This window comes from Cupriavidus sp. SK-3, assembly GCF_000611145.1.
Classification (GTDB): Bacteria; Pseudomonadota; Gammaproteobacteria; order Burkholderiales; family Burkholderiaceae; genus Cupriavidus.
In genome coordinates, this window is the sequence record NZ_JFJV02000279.1 from 19,750 (window position 1) to 42,204 (window position 22,455).

A 22,455-nucleotide genomic window follows, 5' to 3' on the forward strand; every position below is an offset into this window, starting at 1 on the left:
GCCGAGGAACGCACAGCCCATGAACGAGCCGCCCACGATCCGTCCCGATGCCGCTTTCGATCCGGCCAATGTCCAGGCGGGCGCATTCATGCGAGACATGGAGGACGCCCGCCGCCGCATCGCCGCCGCGCAGGAAGGAAGCGGGCTGCAGCGGGCCGCCGCGGAGATCCGGGCGCTCTGGCATCGCGTGGCGGGCGAAGCGGAAGCGCAGACGCTGATGCGGTTGATCTCGGCGCTGAACGACACCTTGACGCGGCGCGTGATCGACCTGGCCTGCGTGGGGCAGCAGTTGCAGGACGTACGCTGGTGCTGGATCGCGCTCGGCAGCGAAGGCCGCGAGGAACAGACGCTGTCGAGCGATCAGGACAACGGGATCATCCTGGCGGGCAGCGGCGGCGCCCAGGCACTGCGCGAACGGATGCTGCCGCTGGCGCTACACATCAACGAAGCACTCGATGCCTGCGGGTTCCCGCTGTGCACCGGGCAAATCATGGCAAGCAATCCGCAGTGGTGCCTCGACTTGCACGAATGGCGGGAGCGCTTCGCGAGCTGGATCATCGAAGGCGATCAGCGGGCGCTGCTCAATGCCACCATCTTCTTCGACCTGCGCTCGCTTCATGGCGCCCATGACCTGGCGCAGGCGCTGACCGACTGGCTCGCGGACATGGCGCCGGACAACCCGCGCTTTCTGTACCAGATGACCGAGAATGCGCTGCGGCGCAAAGCGCCGCTCGGTCTGCTGCGCGACTTCGCGGTGGCGAAGAGCGGGGATTTCGCCGGCACGATCGATCTGAAACTGGACGCCGCCACGCTGTTCGTCGACGCGGCCCGCATTTACGGCCTGGCTTGCCGCGCCCGCGCCAGCAATACGGCCGATCGCCTCCGGCGCGCCGGCGAGACGCGGCGCCTGGAACCACATCATGTGCAGGCATGGATCGGCGCATTCAACCGCATCCAGATGTTGCGCATGAAGACACAGCAGCGCTGTTTCGAACGCGGCGAAGCCATGCACAACCATGTGGACCCGAACGAACTGGACGCGGGCGAGCGGCGCGTATTGCTCGACGCCTTGCGCCAGGCCCGCGCACTGCAAAGACACCTCGCGCTGGATTACCTGGGCTTTCGCCAGGGCGTCTGATCCCGGCGGCGCCGGCCAGCCGCGTGTATCTTGAGAGGCGCATGCCGCGGCCTTTGCCTATACTCAGGGACAAGTTGTTCGCAAGCGCCGTGCGCGTCCCGCACGCGAGCCGCCGGGAGGGGCACTCATGGAGTTCAAGGACTACTACGCGATGCTCGGCGTGGAGCGCACGGCCACGCAGGATGACATCAAGCGTGCCTACCGCAAGCTCGCGCGCAAGTATCACCCTGACGTCAGCAAGGAGCCGGATGCGGAAGCCCGGTTCAAGGACGTGGCCGAAGCGTACGAGGCGCTGAAGGACGCGGAAAAGCGTGCGGCCTACGACGACGTGGGTGCGCGGTACAAGCATGGCCGCGAGTTCACCCCGCCGCCGGGATGGGATAGCGGCTTCGAGTTCAGCGACGGCGACGGCGGTCGCGACCCGGAGATGGATCACAGCGATTTCTTCGAGTCGCTGTTCGGGACAAGGCGCGCCCAGGGCCACGGCGCGCGTCATGCCGGCCGCATGGCCGGGGCGGATCATCACGCCAAGGTGCGGATCGATCTGGAGGACGCCTATCGGGGCGGGCACCGCACCATTTCGCTGCGGACGCCGCAGGTGGACGCCAACGGCCATGTCCGCTTGCAGGAGCGGCAACTGGACGTGAATATTCCCAAGGGCATTCGCGGCGGACAGCATCTCCGGCTTGCCGGGCAAGGCGGACCGGGGATTGGAGACGCGCCTGCCGGCGACCTGTACCTCGAGATCGAGATCGCGCCCCACCCGCGCTTCCGCGTCGACGATCGCGACGTCTACCTGGACCTGCCGGTCGCTCCCTGGGAGGCTGCCTTGGGCGCTAGCGTCGACATACCCACGCCGGACGGCAGCGTGCTTCAGCTCAGCGTGCCGCCCGGCTCGTCGGCGGGCCGCAAGCTGCGGCTCAGGGGCAAGGGCCTGCCCAGCACGCCGCCCGGCGACCTGTACGCGGTGCTCTCCATTGTCTTGCCGCCTGCCGACACGGACCAGGCCAGGCGGGCGTACCGGGAGATGGCCAAGACCTTTAGCGGCTTTTCCCCGCGCCGTTCAACGGAGGCTTGATGCGATGAGCGATCAAAGTGGTTCGACGCTACAGGGCGTGCTTGTCGAGGAAGAGGTTCAGTTCACGCTGGTCGAACTGAGCGTGGCCTGTCACGCCGACATGGAGCAGGTGGTGGCTCTTGTCGAGGAAGGCGTGCTGACGCCGCGCGGCGAGGACGTGCAAGGCTGGCGTTTTGAAGGCACCGCCTTGTCGCGTGCCCGCGCGGCGCTGCGTCTGACGCGCGACCTGGAGTTGGGGCCAGCGGGCGTTGCGCTCGTGCTTGACCTGCTGGACGAGATCGAGGTGCTCAAGTCGAAACTGCGCCGCGCCAACCTGGCCTGAGTGGCATCCTTGTGCGGCCGCGCGCAGCTAATGCGGCCGGAGGCCGCCGCGCGGCCCGGCCCCCTGGAGACGACGATGGCATTGCCCAACAAGGTGCCGGACGAATTTGTTCAGGGTTTCATCAAATCGTGGCAAAGCCTGTGGCAGGCCACGGCGCAGACCGGCGGAGGGCCGTTCGCTGATCTGCAGTTGAACTACTTCCGGCAGCAGTTCGCGCTGTGGACGCGGATGATGGTCAACATCGCGGGCGAACCGGCGGAGCCGGTGGTGGCACCCGAGCGCGGCGACCGCCGCTTCGGCGCCATCGCATGGCGCGACAATCCCGCCTTTAGCCTGCTCAAGCAGAGCTACCTGCTCAACGCCAGGCTGGCCAGCGACATGGTGGAGGCCGCGGATCTGGACGAACCCGCCAGGCAACGGCTGCGCTTCTATACGCGCCAGTTCATCGACTCGATGAGCCCGGCCAACTATGCCGCCACCAACCCGGAGGTGATGCAGCTCGCATTCGAGACGCAAGGCGAGAGCCTGAAGGCCGGGCTCGGCAACCTGCTCGCGGATATGCGCAAGGGCGGGCTGTCGATCACCGATGAGACGGCGTTCGAGATCGGCAAGAACGTGGCCGTGTCCGAAGGCGCGGTGGTGTTCGAGAATGCGATGTTACAGCTGATCCAGTACGCGCCCCTGACCGGGCGGGTGGCAACGCGCCCGCTGCTGATCGTGCCGCCGTCCATCAACAAGTTCTACATCCTCGACCTGCAGCCCGAGAATTCGTTTGTGCGGTTCGCCGTCGGACAAGGCTACACAGTCTTCCTGGTGTCATGGCGCAACCCCGATGCCACTTGCGCCCACGTCACGTGGGACGACTATCTGAGCCAGGGCGTGATGAAAGCGATCGAGGTGGCGCTGGCCATCAGCGGTGCCGACAAGCTCAACGCGCTTGGCTGGTGCGTAGGTGGCACGATCCTCTCTTCCGCGCTGGCGGTGCTGCGTGCGCGCGGCGACACCTCCGTGGCCAGCCTGACCCTGCTGACCACCATGCTCGATTTCCGGGACCCCGGCGAGCTTGGCGTATTCATCGACGAGCCGGGCGTGGCGGCGCGCGAGCGGGCGATCGGCCAGCGCGGCATCTACCCCGGATCGGAACTCGGCTTCGTGTTCCAGACGCTGCGCGCCAACGACCTGATCTGGCCGAACGTCATCAACCACTACCTGAAGGGCAAGTCGCCCGAAGCATTCGACCTGCTTTACTGGAACGCCGACAGCACCAACCTGCCGGGGCCGATGTATACCTGGTACCTGCGGAACATGTACCTGGAGAACAACCTGTGCGTGCCGAAGCGGCTGACAATGTGCGGCACGCCCGTGGACCTCCGTGCTATCGATCTGCCCAGCTATGTGCTGGCGACGCAGGACGACCACATCGTGCCCTGGAAGTCCGCCTACCGGACGACGCAACTGGTCGGTGGCAAGACGCAGTTTGTGCTTGGTGCGAGCGGGCACATCGCGGGTGTCATCAATCCGGCGTCGAAGAACAAGCGCAGCTACTGGACCGGCGGCGCCCTGGGGGATGACGCCGGCCAATGGCTTGCCAGTGCCACGGCGACGCCGGGGAGCTGGTGGCCCCATTGGATCAAGTGGCTCGCGCCCAAGGCCGGGAAGGCCATCGACGCGCCCCGCCAGGCCGGCAGCAAGACGTACCCCGTGATCGAACCGGCACCCGGGCGCTACGTCAAGGAACGCGCAGTCCCGCTCAGGTGAGCACGCGCCGCGTGTCTTAGCGAAGCTGCTCGTCGATATAGCAGAACACGGCCGTGCCGCTGCCATATTCGGTATCGCGCGAGGTGAACGCGCCGGACAGGCAGATAAACACAGTCATGCACGCGAGGGCGGCAAGCAGGCCGAGCGTCAGGATGGATAGCTTTTGCATGGCTAAGCCCTTCGGCAATCGTTGGACGTCGATAGCATGTGCGTTCTCCTGACGAGGCCTCGGGCACCGGGGCCGGTGCTCACACGTCTATACGCATTTGTCATGCCCGCGTCCGGCAGGCGACACTGGCGCCGGATTGTGCTTCAGGGGATACGCGTGGCGGCGGCGTCGTTGGGCTGTGCCACACAGTCCTGGCGGCTTGTGTATGTCCGGGAGCGACAGTGCATGGCGCTCCCGGTGACCGGTCCGGCCAATGGGCGAGGCCCCAACCGGCGATGGTCAGGCGATGTCGCGCACTCTCAGCCGTACCGCCGGATCGCCCAGGACCACGTAGTTGCGCGCATCGTCCCGCGCCACCCAGCGCAGCGCGATCTCGGTATCGGAAACTGCGGCGCCCGCGCCGCGGTCGCGCAGCAACTCCGCCAGTTCCGTGCTGAGCGCGGCCCAGCGGATGTTGAAGCGATCCGTGGCTTGCCCGACGCGCTCGCCGCGCAGCAGGCTGCCGATCACGTCGCGGAATCCCTGGGTCTGCGGGTCCGCGCGCTCTGACTGGAAGCCGTAAGCCCAGGCCCTGTCGACATGCCCGAGCACCGCCAGCGCGCCGCCGTGGGGGTGCGCAAGCAGCCGCTGCGGCAGGCGGGCGGTGAAGGGGGCCGGCGCGAGCCGCGCGGGGGCGCCGGGGTCGCGACCGAAGTTGTCGAATTCGGGGCAGCCGGCGCCATAGCAGGCAAAGCAGAACTGGATGAGGCCGTGGCACTGCGCGTCGTCGGGCACATCTTGCGCGCCGAACCAGTGCTCGGGGCCGATCGCGCCGTAGCCAGGCCAGTCCTGGCAGACGATGGCGCCCTGGGCCCCGGCAAGGCGCGCATCGTCCGCGCGAAAGCCCATGCCGTGGGAGCCGGTGAAGAGCAGGGCGGGCGGGCCGTCCGGGCCTTTGCCGCGCAAGACTTCGGCCAGGGCGGATTTGGTGGCGGCTTCGCCCAGCAAGGCTTGCATGGCAAAGCCCTGGCGCTCGCCAAGGGCTTTGGCTTGCGCGGTGCCAAGGCTGAGCGGGGTGGCCAGTTGCCGCGTGAGCAGCTGGGTGGCGCGATCGAAATCGTGGCAGGTGGCGAACAGCGCGATCCGGCGGCGGGCCGTCACGCTGGCCATGGTTTCGTAGGCCGTCACGCTGTCCGCGTAGCTGCGAAAATCAGCCAGCTGCGGAAAATCCAGCCGCCCCACCGCCCAGTACAGGTCGAGCGTGTATTGGAAGGCAAACGATATCTTGTCGGGCGGCCCGACCAGCACGAGGTAGTAGGGCACGCCCAGGGCCGGATCCACCACGTTGAGCGAGACCTTGTGCCGCGCCAGCCAGGTGGCGGCGCTCTCGCCGGGCAGGCAGCCGTCCGCGCCCTGGAATATCGTGACCTGTCCGGCCTCCCGGTGCCGCCAGGCGATCAGCGGCGCGAGGGCGTCCAGGTAAGGCGCGGGATCGGCGTCGGAGGGAAACAGCAAGCCCCAGCCGGCCTCGTCCAGCTTGTCGCCGTCGACATCGCCCAGCACGGCGTAGGTCTCGGCCTGCCGGGCCTTCTCCGCGGCGCGTTCGGGCGCGCGGCGTTCCGCGTGCTCGTGCGCGGTGAACGCGGCGACAGCCTGCGCGTCGATCTCCGCGAGCGGGCGTCCGGTGTCGGCCTGGATGCCGAGCGGGATGGGCATGGATTCGTCGGTCATGGCAGTGCTCCCGGTCGCGCTCGTCATCTCGCTCAGGTTCGGATTCAGGCCCCGGCCAGCGCGGCCTGCCAGATCAGGTGGGCGACTTCGGGGCCGCCGATGTCGTTGTGCGCGCCCGAGACGCCGCTCTTGTGGCAGATGTACTCGCTGGCCTCGATGTTCAGCACCTTGCCGCCAGTCATGGTGTAGCGGCCGTCGTAAGGCTGCAGGGGCGCGTCCGTGGCGCCGTCGATGCCCTGGATGCCGAACGCGCCGATGGCGCCGAAGGCGGGATAGGCCTGCGCGGGTTCGAAGGCGACCTGGCCAGCCACGCCGGCGGCCCACGGATACAGCGAGCCGACTGCCGTGTCGTGCCGCGAGCGGGTTACCACCAGCGGCCCGCTGACCTTGCCGTCCGGCAGCACCTGGTGGCAGTAGCCCACCGTGCCGGGCCGCACGGGGATATCCGGCGCATAGGCCCATAGCGACATCGCGCCCTGTACCAGCACGCACGACGCCACCGGGCGCCGCAGCGCCGCCGTGCCGCCCGGCCCGCCCAGCGCGGCGGACATGACGACAGCGCCAAAGCTGTGGCCCATCAGGTGGATGCGCGCCGCCGGCAAGGCATCGCTGATGCGGTTGACCAGGGGATGCACGCCGTTTTCACCCACGGTCTGGGCGCGCTTCTTCATATTCCAGAAGGACAGCTGCCGCAGCGGTGCCAGCAAGCCGCCCAGCACGGAGCCGCCGAACGCGGCGCCCAGCTGTGTGGCTTCGGCGAAGGAGGCATCGGGATCGAACGGCAGGCGGTCGGCGCCGGCATCGCCTCCCACCCCCTCGCTGCCGAGCGCGAGCGCCTGGTCGAGTTGCAGGTAGGCCAGGCGCGCGGCTTCCGGCAGGCTGGCGGCATCCGCCTGGGTGCGCGCGGCCTCGAAGATGGCCGCCAGCGCGGCGCGCACTGGCGGCGTGTCGCCCAGACGCTGCGCATATACATCGACCATCGCTTGTGCGCCTGCCCCTGCGAACGGAGCAAAGCTGGCATCGCCGCCCAGTTCCTCGTCGCCCCACGGCAGGCTGGGCCAGTGCACGCCGATATGGGCAACGGCGAAATCCGGGTGTCGCACGCGCATCTCCTGCTCGTCGCCGACGCTGCGCGCGAAGGCGCCGATCCAGCGGTCGTACTGGTTGCGAGCCGCTGGCAGGTCGCCCTGCCAGCCGTGGCTCCAGAGAAAGACATCGGTGGGCGCGCTGTCCCGCCATTGCGCCAGCAGACGCTCGGACAAACGTCCGCCGACGCCGTCCGGGTCGTCATTGCGTTCGTTGCCGGCGGCGTCCAGTGCCAGCAGCGCATAGCTGGCGCTGGTACCCGCAATGGTCTGGATGGGCATGGCGTGCTCCTCTTCCGGTCAACTCAGTCGACAATGGCGTCGATAAAGGCGTCGATCAACCTGTTGATCAACGCATTCACCGCATTCACTGCATTCAACGTGCTTCACATGCGGTCGGCGATGGCGTATCGCCCTTGAAGAAATCGGCTTTCTGCCGGGCCGTAAAGCCACCGCCGGCAATGGCGCAGGCCTGCTTGCGCCATTGCTCCATATCGAGATCCCAGATCGCGGCAAGCCCGGTGCCCGCCGCATACAGCCAGCGGCCGTCGTCGCTGACGGAGAGGGCGGCCACGGGTTGCCGCGGGTCGCGATAGAGCGTTTGCGGGATCGGCAGTGGCCGGTCGGTTTCGCGGTCGAGCAGGAAGAGATTGCCATGGTCGTCCCCGGCGACGACAAACGGCGCGTCTGGCGCGGCCAGCGCGGTGATGACGCCCGCGGCGTCCTGCTTGAGGATGGTGGCCCGGGCGCGCACCGGCTGGCCCGGCGAGGCCGGGGACTTCGGCAATGCCAGGCGGTACACCTTGCCCAGATAGTTGCCGGCCACCAGCGTGTCGCCGCGCGCGCCGAAGGCAAGACTGGTGATCTGGCCGCGCGGCAGGTCTTCGAAACGCTGGACCATGACCGCCCTGGCGTCGGCGCAATCGGTCCCGGCGAGCTCGATCCGCCACAGGCCGATGCTGTCGTCCTCGGCCACGGCGAGTTCGCTGGCGCCGGGCCGGAAGGTAGCATAGGCCGCGCGCGCCAGCGGCTCGGGCAGCGGGATCCGGCAGGCGCCGGCTTCGGCGGTGGCTTCGGTGGCGGATGCAGCGGCCGCGGCAGGCGCGGCCGCGCCGGCGTCGGGCGGCAGGCGCCATAGTTCCAGGCGCCGGGCTTCGGCGGGTTCGCCCGAACGGATCGCCAGCAGGCGCGCATCGTCGCTGAGTGTCAGGCGCGCGCTGGTGCCCGCCATTACGCCAGGCAGGATCGCATTGCCGGTGCCATCGGCCGCAAGCATCCAGACCTGGCCGTTGTCATCCGCCACCACAAGGCGCCGAGCGCCACGTGCCCAGTCCAGCGCGCGCACCGGCGCGGCCGGCATGGAAACCGGCCGCCGGCTCGCTGGATTGCCGGCCTCCGCCTGCAATATGACCAGCCTGCCGCTTTCGGTCGCGGCGGCCACCGGCGGGGTGACGCCCGTCAGCGCCAGCAGTAGCGGCGGCGCGCCATCCTGCCCGCGCGAGAGGATCCGGGCCATCGGATGGCGCGGCGCGTCGAAGCGCATCTGCAGCAGCTCGCCCTGTTCGGTGGAGGCAAACAGGCGCTGGTCGCGGCCGGCCAGCGCCAGTCCGGTGATCTGGCTCGGCAGGTCCAGCAGCTCGTTGCGCGTGAACTGCATACGCTCGGGGTCGAGCCGCCAGCGGATCACGCGGCCATCCCAGCCGCCGGAGAGCAATTGCTTGTCGTCGGTGAAGACCAGCCGCGCCACGGCATCGTCGTGGCCCAGCAGCGCGCGCGGCCACAGCACGCCATCGGCGGTGCGCCACACGCTGATGCGGCCGCCGCGCGTGCCGGCCACGGCCAGGCTGCCGTCCGGACTGACGGCGATGCTGTGGTAGCCCGCGAACCAGTCGGTATTGTCCGCGGGCGCCGACAGTTCCTGTGCGGGGGTCTTCAACACAGCGGGGTCCGCCCCGGGGTCGGACGGCAGGCGCCACAGCCGGGCCTTGCCGTCGCGCGACGCGGTGGCGAGCTGCCGGCCTTGATCGAACAGCGCCACGTCGGTGATGCGCAGGGCGTGCGCGCGCCCGTTTGCCACCGGGCGCCGCCAGGTGTTGCCGCCCTTGGCGAGATCCCACACGGCGACGCGGCCGCCGTCGTAGCCCGCGGCCAGGCGCTGGCCGTCGCCGGACAGGGCCGAGACCGGTCCCCATCCGCTTGCAAGGCTGGCACCCGGCGGCTGCAGCACCGTGGCGCGCGCGGGCTGCGCGATATTCCACAACGCCACGCTGCCGTCCTGGCCGCCCGTGGCCAGCGTGCCGGCGCCGGTCAGCGCCAGCACTCGCACGCCGTCGGGATGCTGGTTGCGCAGCGCGGCCTCGTCCAGCCGCACCGTGCGGGCGCCGGGACCGAGCCCGGTGACGTCCACGATCCAGTGATTCGCCCCGAGCCTGGCGCTGACCCGATAGCCGGAGTCGGCCTGCACCTCCAGGTTTTGCTCATCCGCGCGCGCCAGGTAGGCCTCGATATGGCGGGCACGATTCATGGTGCTGACCAGCGAGCGCCGGAAATCGAAGCCCTCCGGCGGGGAGTGGCCATGCAGGCCGCGCGTGCCCTCCACGGCCGCCAGCAGCGCGGCGTCCGGCGCGGGCCGCGAGCCGAGCAGCGAGAACAGGGCGTTTTGCCGGGCGATGTCTTGCTTGGTGGCCCGCAGTTGCCAGGCCAGGACCGCAACGCCGATCAGGACCACGAACGTGATGAACGCCAGCGAATAGCCAAGGATATGCCAGCGCCGCGCGCGCTCCTGCTCCGCGCGATAGCGCTGGTAGGCCGCCAGGAAGCGGTTTTCCGCTTCGCTGTGCCGGTCCTCGGCTTCGAGCAAGGTGTCGTCGAGTTCCTCGGTGGAGCTGAGCTTGCCGAAGACGCCGGGATTCTCGCCGGACAGGGCCCAGGCGCGCGCCAGCTGTTTCCAGTGCGGCAGGTACTGGGTGCGCCATTGCGCGTTGCTGGCGCGCACCGGTTCGATCAGCCGGTCGTGCGCAAGCTCGAGCCACTGCGCGTCCTGGCGGCTTTGCGCGCGCACCAGGTGATATTGCTGCAAGAGATCGAGCTCGGCCGCCGTGGGTGCGCTGCGCGAGCCGGGATCCAGCGTTGCCTGGGCGCGCATGTTGGTGGCGGTGATCAGGCGGCTCTCGACCCAGTCGCGTACCACGCGCTGCCGTGGGCGCGTGGCGGCGGCCGTGTCGAACACCGTATTGCAGTACGAAGCCAGCGCCGCGCCGGTGTCCAGGCGCCGAACCTGCTCGAGCGTGATCGCGCCCCCGCCGGCCGCCGGCCCGTCCTGGCCGAAGCAGGCTTGCCACAGGCTCAGGCCGACCACCTGCAATTGCACCGGCTCGACAAAGCGCCCCTCGCGCAGGCTTACCTGGCCGGCCGCGTCGCGTGTGCGCACCTGGGCCAGATCCTTCACCAGCTGCCGCGCCGCGTCCTCGCGAAAATCCACGCCCGCCTCCAGCGCCGGTCCGCGCAGCGCCTCCAACGCCTGGTCGCGCGACAGCAGGTCGATCCGCATGGTGTTCATCAGGTGCGTCGGCACCAGGTCGCGATAGGCATCGAGCCACGAGAAGTATTCCTCGCGCATCGCCACGAGGGCCCATACCGGGCTGCCGCTGCGATCCAGCAGTTCGCCCAGCTGCGTGAAGAACACCTGCTTGGCGCCGGTGTCGGTGCTGTCGAGCGTGAAGATCTCCTCGAACTGGTCGAGCACGATCAGCAGCCGCCGGCTGCGGCCACCCGGATTGTGGTCTTCCAGGCGGGACAGGCAGGACAGCAGCGTATCGTCCGCGCGCGGCTTCAGTTCGGCGCGCGCAGCCCAGCAGTGCAGCACGCTGGTGACATAGCGGTTGCTGCCTGCATACGGCACGCTGACCCGCGCCGTGGGCAGCACGTCGAAGCGATCCGCCAGGCGCGGGCGCAGGCCGGCTTCGATCAGCGAGGTCTTGCCCGCGCCTGAGGGCGAATACAGCAGGACGACGCGGTCGGCGATCAGGCGGTCGCGCAGTTCCTCGATCTCGGCATCGCGGCCGAAGATGGGGTCCGTCTCGCCCAGCGGCATGGGGCCGATGTACGGGCCGTGAGCGCTGCGTGCCGTGTCCGGAGGTTCGGGATTGGCCGCCATCTCACCCCTCCAGGCGCCGCAGCAGTTCGGCGGTGAACATGCCGACGTCGCCCCAGTACAGCTTGAGCCGGGCCTTGTCCTGGAAGTAGCGCTCCAGGTAGCGGCGCGCGCTCACCGGGTCGACGATGCTGTTGGGATCGAGCTGCGCGGAAAGGTGCTGGTATTCCTGGCGCAGGTCCGCGCCCTCCAGGTTGAGGATGCTGCGGAACAGGATGCGGAATTCCCACGACTGCACGTCGAAGCCGACGAACAGCAGCGCGCTGTCGTTGAGCCGCGCCCGCACGGCCAGCGGGATGGCGTTGCGGTTCATCGACACGCTGGTGAGGTAATCGAAATACTGGTCCTCGGTCAGCACCAGCGAGCCGGGCTCGCGCAGGTCGCCGAACAGCTTGAGCACCATCGGCGCCTGCGCGGTGGGATTCGCGCGCTTGCGGCCTTCGGACAGCAGGTCGTCGCACGCTTCGGCCTGGCGGTTCCAGCGGCACAGCCGGATGCCGGGATCGGCGCCGCCCTCGCGCAGGGCATCGGCAAGCAGGTCGCTGGGATCCGTCGTCAGGTACACCGGCAACTTGAGCCGCGCCATCGCGCGGTAGGGGTTGGCGGGATCCTGCTGGCGCTGCGCGCGGCCCACGGTGCAAACCACCTCGCCAAGCTGCGCGATGATGTCTTCGTTGCGCAGCGCCGACAGTGCGGGTGGCAGGATGTCGCGGTATTGCTGGCTCAGGTGCTGGTATGCGAACTTGAAGAAAAGCCGCCGCGGGAACACCCCTTGCTGGGACACGGCCAGGTACTGCGCCACCTGCGGCAGCTCATCGCGTTCGTGCGCCGCCATCGGGAAGTGATAGGCCTCGGCCCACATCTGCGCCAGTTGCAGGCGCGAGCCGAAGACCGTCTCGCTCATGGCCGGTCCGAGGATCGGCGTGGTCTCGCCATGCTGGATGTTCTCGATGACGGCGTGCCAGGCATCGGCGCCATCGCCTTCGTCGGGTCCGAAGCCCGGCGGATAAAAGATGCGGCCGCTGTCGAGCCGCGTGAACACCGCCGGCATCCACCAGTCGGGCTGCTGGCTGACCGCCGCGCGCGCGATGCCCGCGGCGCGGTCCACCTCGCCGTGGTCGCGCAGTTCGGTAAAGAACACCGGCATGAAGGCGTCCATGGTGGCCACGCTCACATTGCCCTGCATGGCGAGGACTGCCGGCACGCCGGCCTGCGCCAGCAGCGGGCCGAGCGCCATCAGCGTGCTGCCGCCGCGCGCCGCGCCCGCGCCCGCGCTCTGGCAGGAACACAGCACCACCAGGCTGGGCGGGCGCTCCAGCGTGCCGATGCGGTCCACCAGCACGCTGCCGGCCACCAGGTCGCGCGTGCCGTCGGTGCGTTCGAGCCACAACATGGGCGTGTCGTCCACCAGCGCGCCGTGGCACACGATATAGAGCACGTCCACGCCGTCGCGCAAGGCGGCGAGGATTCGCTCCACGGTGGCGTGTCCCGGCTCGGCCAGCGTGGTCACCGGGACCGGGGCGAGCGCGGCAGCCGCGCGCGCGGCTTCCCCGGCGGCATCGATCGCCGCCATCTCCGGGCCGAGCCCGCTTGGGTTTGCCACCACCACCAGCGCTGTCACATCGCTCTTTGCGCGCAGCTTGGGCAGGCGCATCTCGCGCGCGAACAGGTAGCGCGAAAAAAAGCAGTGTTGCCCGATAAAGAGGGGATGCTCGCCGGCGGGGTCGAACAAGGTCTCCCATGGCAGCGCGTGCAGTTCGCGCGCATCGATGCTGATGCGCAGGCGCACGCGCAGGTCCAGGCGGCGCTCCTGCGCCGCGGTCTGCGCGGCGACAAAGGCATCGCGCACGGCCGGCGCCGCGAACAGGCTGGCCGCCAGCGCGCGCCCGCACACCCGCGGGTCCGCATCGCGCAGGGCCGGGTCATCCGGCGACAGCGCCAGTGGCACGCGCGGCGTAATGGCGTCCCCTTCAGGCACCCGATGACGTGCTTCCACCTCGTACCTGCCGCCGCCATCGTTGTCGATGACGATTTCCAGCTCGGAGTAGTTGCGTGGCATAGGCCGTCTCGCGGAGTCCGTGACGCGGGGCCGGAATGCGTTGCCGGCGACGGGTGTCCCGATGGAGGCGCGCCCGTCCAAGAACTACTGAATATGATATTTGCGAAAAATGCAATTTGCGTCGCTGCCGCACGGATCTGGAACGATACCTGCGGTGATGCAAGCTGCATCCGGCGCCGCCCGCCAGGGCGAAACACCGCCATGGCGCAACTGTTGGCCGGAACGCCACATGTCGCATTTCTGTTGCCGGCAAGCCAACATCGCATCTCGCCGCACGAGCCGGCGTCGGACACCGAATGGGCCGCTTCAGCCGCATTGCGCGGGTTTGTCCGGGAAGCGGAGAATCAGTGTGTCCCATGCGTGGCGCAGACAGCCCGCGCGCGCGAATGGCACGCTCCATGCTCACCTGACATCAAGCCTCGTAACAGGCCCGATACGGATCCCCCGATCCGACACGTCAACTTCCCGACCTGTTTTACCGACTATTGACTATTAGGAGACTGTGATGAACACGCTAGACATTAAAGACCTGCCGGTGTCCGAAGCGCTGGACGAGAAAGCGATGGCGGAACTGCGCGGCGGCATTGGAAGAACGCCCGTCCAGATCCTTGCATGGGAATTGTCGGGCAAGCCGGCCACTTGGCAAGGCATGATCCTCGGCGACGATGGCCGCCTGCATCCCGGACCGGTCTGAGCCATGACGTCGACCCCAGTGGGAGACGCCGAGCCGGGCGCGGGCCCCCCCCCCCCCCCCCCCCCCCCCCCCNCCCGCCTGCCCGATCGCGCTGTCCGCCGGGCAGCGCATGCTGGCGCTTGTGGACGCTTGCCGGTGCGAGGCGCGCCAGCTTGCCTGGTGGCCGCAGCCGCGTACGCGGATCGTCAGGCAATGGCGGCTCGCGCCAACAGGCAGGCCTTGAACGCGAGCCCGATGCGGCTGACGTGGCGCGGCGCTGTGCCACGTCAGCCGCATTCGAGCCGCACACACGACGGTGCTGCCGCCGGCAGCTTGAGCGGTTTTGCGAAATGCAATGCAAGGATGAGGGCGATGGATTCCTGCTATCCGGCCGCTGGAGCCACTGCTTTCCAGCGTTGGGCAGCCTGTTTCAGCACTTCACCAAATAGCCTCGCCTCGGGCGGGGCGACGATATTGCTGGTCGCCATGACAATGTCCAGCGGCTCGATATCCACCAATCCATCGTCGCGGTCAAGAATCCGCAGGTGCTCACGGGCGGCCTGCGAGGGTACTGCCGCTACCACCATGCCTGCGTTCACCCCTGCCAGGATGCCGGGTACGGATGTACTCTCATATACGCAGCTATAGTCGGCTTCGGCATTCTCCAACGCGGCCAGGATATGGGCGCGGACCGTGCTCCCAAGCTCGTACAGCCCAATGGGTATTGGATTCTGCTGCCAGATGTGAGGCCCGTCCGGGTGCGCAACCCAGCGTAGCTCCTGGGTGAACAAGGGGTCTCCATCCATGTGGGCCCCTCGCACGCCAATGGCAAGGTCCACCTGGCCGCTCTGCAGCTTTCCGCTCAGGTGCGTGGTCGACGCGCAAACCAGCTCAATGAGGACGGTCGGGTGGGTAGCATGAAAGTTCCGGATTGCAATGGGAAGCAGTTCGTTCGCATAGAACTCGGGAACCCCGACTCGCAAACGGTGCTTTGCGCTGCCGCGAATCGCCACCCAGGCTTCTTCCTCCAGCGCAACCACACGCATCGCGTACGCGTAAAGCGCTTCGCCGGAAGCGGTCAGCTTTAGCTGTCTATTCTCCCGACAGAACAACTTGGCCTCGGCCATTTGCTCCAGTTGGCGCATCTGCATGCTCACAGCAGCTTGCGTCTTGTGACAAGCCCGCGCTGCAAGCGTAAAACTCTGACGGTCTGCGGCTGCCAGAAAAACCCGAAGTTGCTCGATGCTAGGTCTGCGGCCCATAAGCGAAGTTTGTCCACCCCATCAATTTTTCTTGCTTTATTCGTCGGCGCAGTCTACGCCATACTGGTGGCGCGCCGGGATGACCTACGTCAAAAAAGGATCGTCTTTACGATAGCGGTGTAAATCGAAGTGTGTAGAGAACATGCAAATCGACCCAAGAGTCGGCTGCATAGGGCCAGAGGCTGCTGAATTAGTTGCGGGGTTATGCCACCCCTGGTCCGTTCATGACTCGCTCATACCCGGCGCATCCGTTAAAAAAAATAGGCCTCAATTGTCGGGGCTTTCGGGTGCAGGCGTCGTCCTCACGGCGACGCGGGCTTTACGGGGGGGGCAACAGGATGGTCGATTTGTATGGCGATGCGGTGGAGCGAATCGAGTCAACATGGGGTGTGGACAATTTGTCCTTGTACGCATTCGCGATGGAGCAAGTGGCCGATTCCATCGTCATTACGGACTCGATGGGAAAAATCACCTACGTCAACAAGGCGTTCGAAGCCCAGACGGGTTATGACCGTTCGATGGCGCTTGGCAACACGCCTGGCATAGTGAAGTCGGGGAAGATGGCGGAGGCATTCTACGAGAGACTATGGGCGATTCTAGGCGCGGGTGAGACATTCAAAGGGATTTTTGTAAACAGAAGAATAGATGGCGTGCTCTTCTCCGAGGAGAAGGTCATCACGCCGCTTCGCGATCTGAACGGCGCGATTACCCACTTCATCTCGGCGGGAAGGGACGTCACCTCGCGCCTGGAATCCGAGCGCAGACTGCGAGAGTTGGCGTGCTTCGACGATTTGACGAAGCTATACAACAGGGCTTCTTTCTTCGAGCAGCTTGACGTACTGATCTCAGCCAGCAGCGAACGCTGCAACGGGGTCACGCTCCTGCTGATCGACCTTGACCGCTTCAAAGGCATCAATGACGCGTTGGGGCATGACATCGGGGACCAGGTCCTGATCAAGGTGGCGGAGCGCCTGGTCGATGCCACCCGGCTCGGCGATATCGTGGCGAGGCTCGGGGGCGATGAATTCACGGTGGCTCTTGCCGGCCCGCTGACGGATACCGACAGGGAGTCGATTCTCCAGCGCATTTGCGCCACGGTCGAGGTTCCGATCGTGGTATCCGGAACGCCGCTCTATGTAGGCGCCAGCATTGGCGTAAGCCGGTTTCCCGACGACGGCGGCGATAGCAAGGCGCTCTTCAAGCAGGCCGACATTTCGCTGTATGAGGCCAAGCGTGAAGGACGCGGCAGGGCGAAGCACTACTCCCCTGCGCTAAGAAAGAATGCCGAGCGATATCACCAGATCTACCAGGCGATGCGGCATGCCTTTGGCGCCAGGGAACTGTGGGTTGCCTACCAGCCAGTCTTTGACCTGAAGACCAGGAAGGTAGTCGGGGTGGAAGCCCTCGTCAGGTGGAATTCCCAGACCCTGGGTACGATCATGCCCGCCGAGTTTCTCCCGGTGGTCTGCGACCTGGGGCTCGGCCACAAGCTCACGGATTTCGTTCTCGAGAAAGCATCCTCCGATATCGCTCGCGCCAACGCGGAACTTGGCGTGTCCCTGACCGTGGCGGTAAATGTCCCGGCCGAAGAACTGCATGCTCCCGGATTTGCGGCCAAGGTTGAAGCGGCGCTGCGCAGGAGCGCACTTGCGCCGACCTCGCTGAAGGTCGAGATTACAGAGAGTGCGCTCATCCCACAGGGGGAGTCTTCCACCTCCGCGCTGGAGGCGCTCGCGAACGCCGGCGTCGAGATCGTGATCGATGACTTCGGAACGGGGTACTCGAATCTCGGCTACCTAAGTACCCTTCCCGTAAGCTCACTGAAGATCGCGCGCTCATTCATTGAGAAAAGCGGACGAAGCGAGAATTCAAAAAAGATAATCCGGGCAATCATGATGCTCGCCTCGAATTTCGGCGTTGGCGTGATAGCAGAGGGTGTCGAAACTTCAAGTGAACTGGAGTTCCTGGAGGAAGAAGGCTGTCGTCTTATACAAGGATTCCTGATTGCTCGTCCTATGCCGATAGGAGATCTGATTAACTATATGAATTCGTATAGCAAGGAAGCAGACTGGACGAGAGGCGGAACTGAAAAACAGAAATAAGATGTGTCAAAAAACATGATCTTATTTATGCGTATTTTATATGCAACTGGATACTTGTCGGGGAAACGGAATGCGCGGGAATTTTCCAGTCAAAAATGAAGAGTACGTGCTGCCGGATGGTGAGGTCATCATTACGCGCACGGATAATTTCAGCCGCATTACCTATGCTAACGAAGCGTTTGTCAGGAGCAGCGGATTCTCCAGGGCTGAAATCATCGGCGAGCCGCAGAACATTGTCCGCCATCCGGACATGCCGGCAAAGGCGTTCGAAGATATGTGGGCAACGCTGCAGGATGACCGTCCGTGGACAGGGGTCGTCAAGAACCGGCGCAGGGACGGCGGGTTCTATTGGGTGGTCGCGAATGTCACACCCGTCTTCAAATCGGGGCAGAAGGTTGGCTATATGTCAGTGCGGACCAAACCTTCCAGGGAGCAAGTGGCAACCGCAACCGAGCTCTACCGGCGGATTCGGGAGGGGGAGGACAAGTATTTCCGGTTGCATCATGGTGAAGTCAGGCGCGTAGGACTTGCGGGCCTCTCGAGCCGGATTCTGGGACTGCCTGTCGGCATCCGCCTGTGGGCCGTCATGCTTGTGCTCGTAGGCATTCTGTTGGCACAAGCCATCGGCGTCAGCCTCCTGAAAGCGGAGGCTGGCATCTTCGTGGAAGGGATATGGATGCTCACCGCATCCGGCGTGGTGATTGGCCTCGGGGCGGCGTTCTATCTTTCGCGGCAGGTGCTGGAGCCACTCAAGAGGCTGAATGAGACGGCCTTTGCCGTTTCTTCGGGGCAGGTACAGGCCCGGTTCCCGGAGCGCGGCGACGTTCAGGCAAAGATGCTGGGACGCGTATTGAACCAGATGAACGCCAAGCTGGTAGGCGTCTTGCTGGACGCGAGGGTGGCCGTCGATACCATCCGAGTGGCGGCGGCAAACCAGGAGCGCGGCAATGCGGACCTCTCCCGGCGCAATGAAGAAACGGCGAGTTCAATCGAAGAAACGACGGGAAGCCTGTCCCAGATCACTGAAACGGCGCGGCAGAACGCACTGGGCGCGGAACACGTTAACGAGGCGGCACAGGCGGCTTCCAGCGCGGCGATGTCTGCGGCAAGCGATGTTCGCAAGCTGGCGAACCTCATGGGCGACCTGGACCGTCAGTCCAGGAAGATCGCTGAAATCACGTCGATGATTGACGGCATTGCGTTTCAAACAAACATTCTTGCACTGAACGCCGCTGTCGAAGCCGCCAGGGCTGGCGAAAGCGGCAGGAGTTTCTCTGTCGTGGCTACCGAGGTTCGAGGCTTGTCAACCAAGACGGCAAGCGCAGCCAAGGAGATCAAGCTGCTGATCGACGATTCAAATCAAGCCATATCCAAGGCCGGGGCAGTGGCCGTATGCGCAGGCGGGGCGATGGCGGGCGTCGAAGAAAAGGTGAGGGCGCTGATGGAGTCTGTGTCGGTCATCGCCAGCGCCAGCAGGGAGCAGAGCCAGGAGATCGGGCATATCGATCTGGCGGTGGGGCAAGTGGCGCAGCTGACGCAACGGAATGCGGGTCTCGTCGAGCAGGCCGCGGAGTCGGCATCCAGGTTGGGTCAGCAGGCGCAGCATCTGGAGGACTGCGTCAATGTATTCATGCTGACAGAATGAGCAGCCGCGCAGGGATCGGGCGCTGAGCGTTTCAGGCCCGGGACATTAGCCCGCATTCGCAAACGCCCGCAACTGCTCGATATCCAGGATCTCGATCGCGCCTCGCGTGCGGTGCAACACGCCTCGCAGTTCGAGATCCTTGAGGATCTGGTTCACCGTCTGCCGGGAGACGGAGAGCATCAGCCCGAGTTCCTCCTGCTGCACGTGGATGACCCGCTTGCTGCGGCCATGCCGCTCGCCGTAGCCCCCGGCTATGGCCAGGAGCCGTTGGGCCAGCCTGACCGGCGCCGGCAGCAATGCCGACGCTTCGATGGCGTTTAGCGTCAGCCGCAGCTTTTGCGTGAGCAGGAGCCCGAACGCTCTCCAGTGCGATGGGTTTTGCGCAAGAAAGTGAAGCAGATCCGACTGGGGCGTGTGCAGCAGCATCGCATCGCTTTGCACCCAGGCATCGTGGGTGCGCGGCAAGCCGTCGAACAGCGAAATTTCCCCGAACCATTGCGGCGCCTCGGCAAAGGCAAGCAGCGCCTCCTTGCCCTGCTCGGAGGTCCTTGTCATCCGGACCGCGCCATCCACCACGAAGTAGAGGCCGTCCGGCGCATCGCCGCGGCGGAACAGGGGTTCGCCGGCGGCCAGGGCCCTGACCCTTGAATGCTCGGCGATCCACCCTTGAAGCCCGGCAGTCAGGCCTGCAAACCAGGCACTGGATTTCAGGGCGGCCAGGCGGTCTTCGGTGGTAAATGGCTTTGACACAGCGATATTCTTGGCTTTATGTCAGGAAGACGACATTGTATTCGGCCATTCCCGGCAAAGATCTTCACTTGTCGTGACGACCCCTAGATGAAAACCCTCGTAAACGCGAGGGTGCAACCATGAAAACCGCAACGTCAGCGGCTGGCGGCGTCGCGGTCCCGGCAATGACGTCATCAACAGGAACGAGGCAATGGCCACCCAGACCGCCCCCGATCTCTACAAGCGTGATTTACCCGCCGCATTTCGCGCGATCCGCAAGCTGCTCGCGAACGGCGACGACACGACGCAGGTGTTCCTCATCATGCGCGCGCTCAACGGGCCCGCCGCGGCGAAGAATTTCGACCGGCTCATGAAGACGCCGCAGGGGCGCAAGCTGGCCTATCGGCGCGTCGAGCTGGCGGAGCGGTTCTCCGATCCGGCGTTTATCGCGAGCTTCGCGCCGGGCACGCTCGGCGCGGCGTACCGCGCGTTTCTCGAGGAAACGGGATACAGCGCCGCCGGCCTCGCCGAAGTCTCGAACATCAACCGGGAGCCGCTCATCGAGAGTCCCTACGCCTGGAGCGCCAGGCGAACCCGCGACGTCCACGACATCTGGCATGCACTGACCGGCTACAAGGCCGACGAGAACCTGGGCGAGGCGGCGCTGGTGGCGTTCAGCTACGCGCAGACCGGCGGCCTTGGCTGGGCGTTCATTGCGGCAGCCGCCGCGCTGAAGAGCCTGCGCAAGACCGGCACCACCGCCTATGCGCGTGCCGTGATCGAGGGGTATCGCAACGGCCGCAAGGCAAAGTGGCTGCTCGGCGAGGACTATGAGGCGCTCCTGCATGAGCCGCTCGACGCAGCGCGCGCACGGCTCGGCATCGCCGAGCCCGTTGCGTACCTGGATTGTCCCGAGAAGCAATGGGCCTGACCGGGCCGGTGGGACTGGCCAATGGCCGCGCCATGCCGGGCGGCCAGCCTCAGATGGTCCCGAACAGCGCGCGCGGCCGGTCCCGCAGCGTCTGTGCCACGATCCGCAATGCACTCACCAGCTGATCGCGCGAGGCGGCGCAGGCAAGGTTGATCCGCACGCCGTGCTCGCTGGTCGAGCGGTCCACGGCGAATGCCGAGGCCGGCATGGTGTTGGCGCCGCGCGCCAGCGCATTCGCCGCGAAGTCGTCCGAGCGCCACGGCGCCGGCACGCGCAGCCAGACGAACATGCAGGCCGGATCGCTCTTCAGATGCTCCCTGGGCAACAGTTCGCGCGCAAGTTCCTGCCGCACCGCCAGCTCCGCGCGCTGGGCATCGAGAATGCACTGCGCCGTGCCGTCCTCGATCCAGCGCGTGGCGATCAGCATCGATAGCGGCGCGGGCATCCACGCCGTGGTGCGCACCGCTTCGGCCGCCAGCGCGGCGCCGTTGGGCGGCGTCAGCACACAGCCCACCCGCAGTCTCGGCGCGAGGACCTTCGATGTCGACGTGACATGGAAGGTCAGCTCCGGACACAGGCTGGCAATCGTGGGCAGGCGCGTGCGCAACAGCGGGCCGTAGATCGTCCTCGATGATGGCGATGTGGTGCCGGCGCGCGATGTCGACCAGCGCCGCGCGCCGCGCCAGGCTCATCGTCACTACCGTCGGGTTCTGCAGGTCGGGCGCGGTGAAGATGGCCTTGACGCGCAGGCGCCGGCTCGCATCCTCAAGTTGCTCGGGCAACAGGCCTTCGTCGTCGCTGGGAATGCCGACGAGTTCAAACTGGAACACCCGTGCGAGCGCCTTCGGCCCGTATCAGCCCGTAGTAGGTGAGCTGATCAAGCCGCCCTATACGCTGTTCGAGGTCCGGCAGGGGCAGTGGAAGAGCGTCAGGACGCTGGGCGGCGAGGGCGGGAACTGACCGCGCCTGGTGCCGGACCGGCGGCAGGAAGAGAGTCCCGATAGCGTCAAGGTGGGATGGCACCGGCAAATTCGCTCATTTGATTTGCTTGACATATAGTACGTGTGCCGTATTATGTGAGGGAGGCGGCGTGCCATGAATATCCGGGCAGCACCGCTTCTTGCCAACTCAAATTCGCAAAAGGAGCCAGACATGGCTATCGAGATTCTCGAGCTTCATCATCACGCGGTCCGCATGCCTTTGGACAAGGTCGACGCCATGGGCGCCTTCTATGGCGGCGTGCTGGGCCTGGACACGGACACCGGGCGCTGGAATATTCCTGGCGTTCCAGGCTATTTTCTCGACATGGGCAATGATTGCCAGATCCACCTGCTGGGCAGCGACGGCGTGTCGCCCTACGCCCAGGGCCCCGGGCGCGATCCGGTCGGCAACCACGTGGCGCTGGCCGTGCGCGATATCGTCGCCACCGAGGCAGAACTGCTGCGCATGGGCGTGGACTTCTGGAAGCAGGAAAACGTTGCGGCGCCCGAGTTGAAGCAACTGTTCCTGCACGACCCGGCCGGCAACATGATCGAACTGCACCAGATCGGCCGGTGCCGCTGCAAGCGCAGCGACCGCGTATTCGCCGGGCAGAAAGCGGCAGCCGGCGCCACGCCGACGGTGCGATCCTGAACCCCGCCG

At 66.3% G+C, this 22,455-nt stretch carries 17 protein-coding genes and 1 pseudogene; 10 read left to right on the forward strand and 8 right to left on the reverse strand.

Annotated features, from left to right (window positions below; all coding sequences use genetic code 11):
• Positions 1–19 precede the first annotated feature (19 nt).
• The 4 genes from CF70_RS30715 (at position 20) to CF70_RS30730 (ending at position 4,296) form a co-directional block, all read left to right on the forward strand.
• Positions 20–1,138 (forward strand): DUF294 nucleotidyltransferase-like domain-containing protein, encoded by a 1,119-nt coding sequence (locus CF70_RS30715; protein ID WP_051649265.1) that lies wholly within the window; start codon positions 20–22, stop codon positions 1,136–1,138.
• Between the two features lie 127 nt (positions 1,139–1,265).
• A complete protein-coding gene (locus CF70_RS30720; protein WP_035874684.1) occupies positions 1,266–2,216 on the forward strand; it encodes a DnaJ C-terminal domain-containing protein in 951 nt (316 codons plus the stop codon).
• Between the two features lie 4 nt (positions 2,217–2,220).
• On the forward strand, positions 2,221–2,538 hold the full coding sequence (locus CF70_RS30725; protein ID WP_035874686.1) for a chaperone modulator CbpM: 318 nt from the start codon (positions 2,221–2,223) through the stop codon (positions 2,536–2,538).
• Between the two features lie 75 nt (positions 2,539–2,613).
• The gene (locus CF70_RS30730; RefSeq protein ID WP_035874689.1) at positions 2,614–4,296 is read left to right on the forward strand and encodes a PHA/PHB synthase family protein; all 1,683 of its coding nucleotides are present in this window, start codon (positions 2,614–2,616) and stop codon (positions 4,294–4,296) included.
• Positions 4,297–4,312: 16 nt separating this feature from the next.
• On the opposite strand, the gene CF70_RS37130 is transcribed toward CF70_RS30730, so the two are convergent.
• From CF70_RS37130 to CF70_RS30755, 5 genes are all read right to left on the reverse strand, one after another.
• Positions 4,313–4,465 carry a hypothetical protein gene (locus CF70_RS37130; RefSeq protein WP_035874692.1) on the reverse strand — a complete coding sequence of 51 codons (153 nt, stop codon included), beginning with the start codon at positions 4,463–4,465 and terminating at the stop codon, positions 4,313–4,315.
• A gap of 279 nt (positions 4,466–4,744) precedes the next feature.
• Positions 4,745–6,175 carry a C25 family cysteine peptidase gene (locus CF70_RS30740; RefSeq protein ID WP_035874695.1) on the reverse strand — a complete coding sequence of 477 codons (1,431 nt, stop codon included), beginning with the start codon at positions 6,173–6,175 and terminating at the stop codon, positions 4,745–4,747.
• A gap of 44 nt (positions 6,176–6,219) precedes the next feature.
• Positions 6,220–7,542 (reverse strand): hypothetical protein, encoded by a 1,323-nt coding sequence (locus CF70_RS30745; RefSeq protein ID WP_035874698.1) that lies wholly within the window; start codon positions 7,540–7,542, stop codon positions 6,220–6,222.
• A 94-nt stretch (positions 7,543–7,636) separates the two neighbouring features.
• Entirely contained in the window at positions 7,637–11,416 is a 3,780-nt protein-coding gene (locus CF70_RS30750; RefSeq protein WP_035874701.1) for a WD40 repeat domain-containing protein, read from the reverse strand.
• A 1-nt stretch (position 11,417) separates the two neighbouring features.
• On the reverse strand, positions 11,418–13,472 hold the full coding sequence (locus CF70_RS30755; protein WP_035874705.1) for a CHAT domain-containing protein: 2,055 nt from the start codon (positions 13,470–13,472) through the stop codon (positions 11,418–11,420).
• Between the two features lie 505 nt (positions 13,473–13,977).
• Between CF70_RS30755 and CF70_RS30760 the strand changes: the two genes are divergently transcribed.
• Positions 13,978–14,166, forward strand: coding sequence for a hypothetical protein (locus CF70_RS30760; protein WP_035874707.1), 189 nt, complete (start codon positions 13,978–13,980; stop codon positions 14,164–14,166).
• Between the two features lie 362 nt (positions 14,167–14,528).
• Here the strand turns inward: CF70_RS30760 and CF70_RS30765 are convergent, their stop codons facing one another.
• Positions 14,529–15,407 (reverse strand): LysR family transcriptional regulator, encoded by an 879-nt coding sequence (locus CF70_RS30765; protein ID WP_081862437.1) that lies wholly within the window; start codon positions 15,405–15,407, stop codon positions 14,529–14,531.
• A 338-nt stretch (positions 15,408–15,745) separates the two neighbouring features.
• Here CF70_RS30765 and CF70_RS34120 point away from each other — a divergent pair, with 338 nt between their 5' ends.
• Both CF70_RS34120 and CF70_RS30775 read left to right on the forward strand, forming a co-directional pair.
• Positions 15,746–17,509 carry a sensor domain-containing protein gene (locus CF70_RS34120; protein ID WP_051649267.1) on the forward strand — a complete coding sequence of 588 codons (1,764 nt, stop codon included), beginning with the start codon at positions 15,746–15,748 and terminating at the stop codon, positions 17,507–17,509.
• A gap of 70 nt (positions 17,510–17,579) precedes the next feature.
• Entirely contained in the window at positions 17,580–19,154 is a 1,575-nt protein-coding gene (locus CF70_RS30775) for a methyl-accepting chemotaxis protein (protein WP_035874712.1), read from the forward strand.
• 45 nt (positions 19,155–19,199) lie between these two features.
• On the opposite strand, the gene CF70_RS30780 is transcribed toward CF70_RS30775, so the two are convergent.
• The gene (locus tag CF70_RS30780; RefSeq protein WP_051649268.1) at positions 19,200–19,904 is read right to left on the reverse strand and encodes a Crp/Fnr family transcriptional regulator; all 705 of its coding nucleotides are present in this window, start codon (positions 19,902–19,904) and stop codon (positions 19,200–19,202) included.
• Between the two features lie 190 nt (positions 19,905–20,094).
• Here CF70_RS30780 and CF70_RS30785 point away from each other — a divergent pair, with 190 nt between their 5' ends.
• The gene (locus CF70_RS30785; RefSeq protein WP_035874714.1) at positions 20,095–20,814 is read left to right on the forward strand and encodes a Coq4 family protein; all 720 of its coding nucleotides are present in this window, start codon (positions 20,095–20,097) and stop codon (positions 20,812–20,814) included.
• A gap of 49 nt (positions 20,815–20,863) precedes the next feature.
• Here the strand turns inward: CF70_RS30785 and CF70_RS30790 are convergent.
• Positions 20,864–21,668: pseudogene (locus CF70_RS30790) on the reverse strand (PLP-dependent aminotransferase family protein); the annotation flags it as partial.
• Between CF70_RS30790 and CF70_RS36815 the strand changes: the two are divergent.
• Together CF70_RS36815 and CF70_RS30795 are read left to right on the forward strand one after the other, a co-directional pair.
• Positions 21,619–21,774: a hypothetical protein gene (locus CF70_RS36815; RefSeq protein WP_160172312.1), complete on the forward strand. Its 156-nt coding sequence runs from the start codon at positions 21,619–21,621 to the stop codon at positions 21,772–21,774. The pseudogene CF70_RS30790 and the gene CF70_RS36815 overlap by 50 nt on opposite strands.
• 192 nt (positions 21,775–21,966) lie before the next feature.
• On the forward strand, positions 21,967–22,446 hold the full coding sequence (locus tag CF70_RS30795; RefSeq protein ID WP_035874716.1) for a VOC family protein: 480 nt from the start codon (positions 21,967–21,969) through the stop codon (positions 22,444–22,446).
• Positions 22,447–22,455: the final 9 nt, after the last annotated feature.

Coding starts and splice junctions, on each gene's coding strand:
- CF70_RS30720 (WP_035874684.1), top strand. CDS start 1,266: ATGGAGTTCAAGGACTACTACGCGATGCTCGGCGTGGAGCGCACGGCC.
- CF70_RS30755 (WP_035874705.1), bottom strand. CDS start 13,472: ATGCCACGCAACTACTCCGAGCTGGAAATCGTCATCGACAACGATGGC.
- CF70_RS30725 (WP_035874686.1), top strand. CDS start 2,221: ATGAGCGATCAAAGTGGTTCGACGCTACAGGGCGTGCTTGTCGAGGAA.
- CF70_RS30715 (WP_051649265.1), top strand. CDS start 20: ATGAACGAGCCGCCCACGATCCGTCCCGATGCCGCTTTCGATCCGGCC.
- CF70_RS30750 (WP_035874701.1), bottom strand. CDS start 11,416: ATGGCGGCCAATCCCGAACCTCCGGACACGGCACGCAGCGCTCACGGC.
- CF70_RS30730 (WP_035874689.1), top strand. CDS start 2,614: ATGGCATTGCCCAACAAGGTGCCGGACGAATTTGTTCAGGGTTTCATC.
- CF70_RS34120 (WP_051649267.1), top strand. CDS start 15,746: ATGGTCGATTTGTATGGCGATGCGGTGGAGCGAATCGAGTCAACATGG.
- CF70_RS30785 (WP_035874714.1), top strand. CDS start 20,095: ATGGCCACCCAGACCGCCCCCGATCTCTACAAGCGTGATTTACCCGCC.
- CF70_RS37130 (WP_035874692.1), bottom strand. CDS start 4,465: ATGCAAAAGCTATCCATCCTGACGCTCGGCCTGCTTGCCGCCCTCGCG.
- CF70_RS30795 (WP_035874716.1), top strand. CDS start 21,967: ATGGCTATCGAGATTCTCGAGCTTCATCATCACGCGGTCCGCATGCCT.
- CF70_RS30740 (WP_035874695.1), bottom strand. CDS start 6,175: ATGACCGACGAATCCATGCCCATCCCGCTCGGCATCCAGGCCGACACC.
- CF70_RS30775 (WP_035874712.1), top strand. CDS start 17,580: ATGCGCGGGAATTTTCCAGTCAAAAATGAAGAGTACGTGCTGCCGGAT.
- CF70_RS36815 (WP_160172312.1), top strand. CDS start 21,619: ATGCCGACGAGTTCAAACTGGAACACCCGTGCGAGCGCCTTCGGCCCG.
- CF70_RS30760 (WP_035874707.1), top strand. CDS start 13,978: ATGAACACGCTAGACATTAAAGACCTGCCGGTGTCCGAAGCGCTGGAC.
- CF70_RS30765 (WP_081862437.1), bottom strand. CDS start 15,407: ATGGGCCGCAGACCTAGCATCGAGCAACTTCGGGTTTTTCTGGCAGCC.
- CF70_RS30745 (WP_035874698.1), bottom strand. CDS start 7,542: ATGCCCATCCAGACCATTGCGGGTACCAGCGCCAGCTATGCGCTGCTG.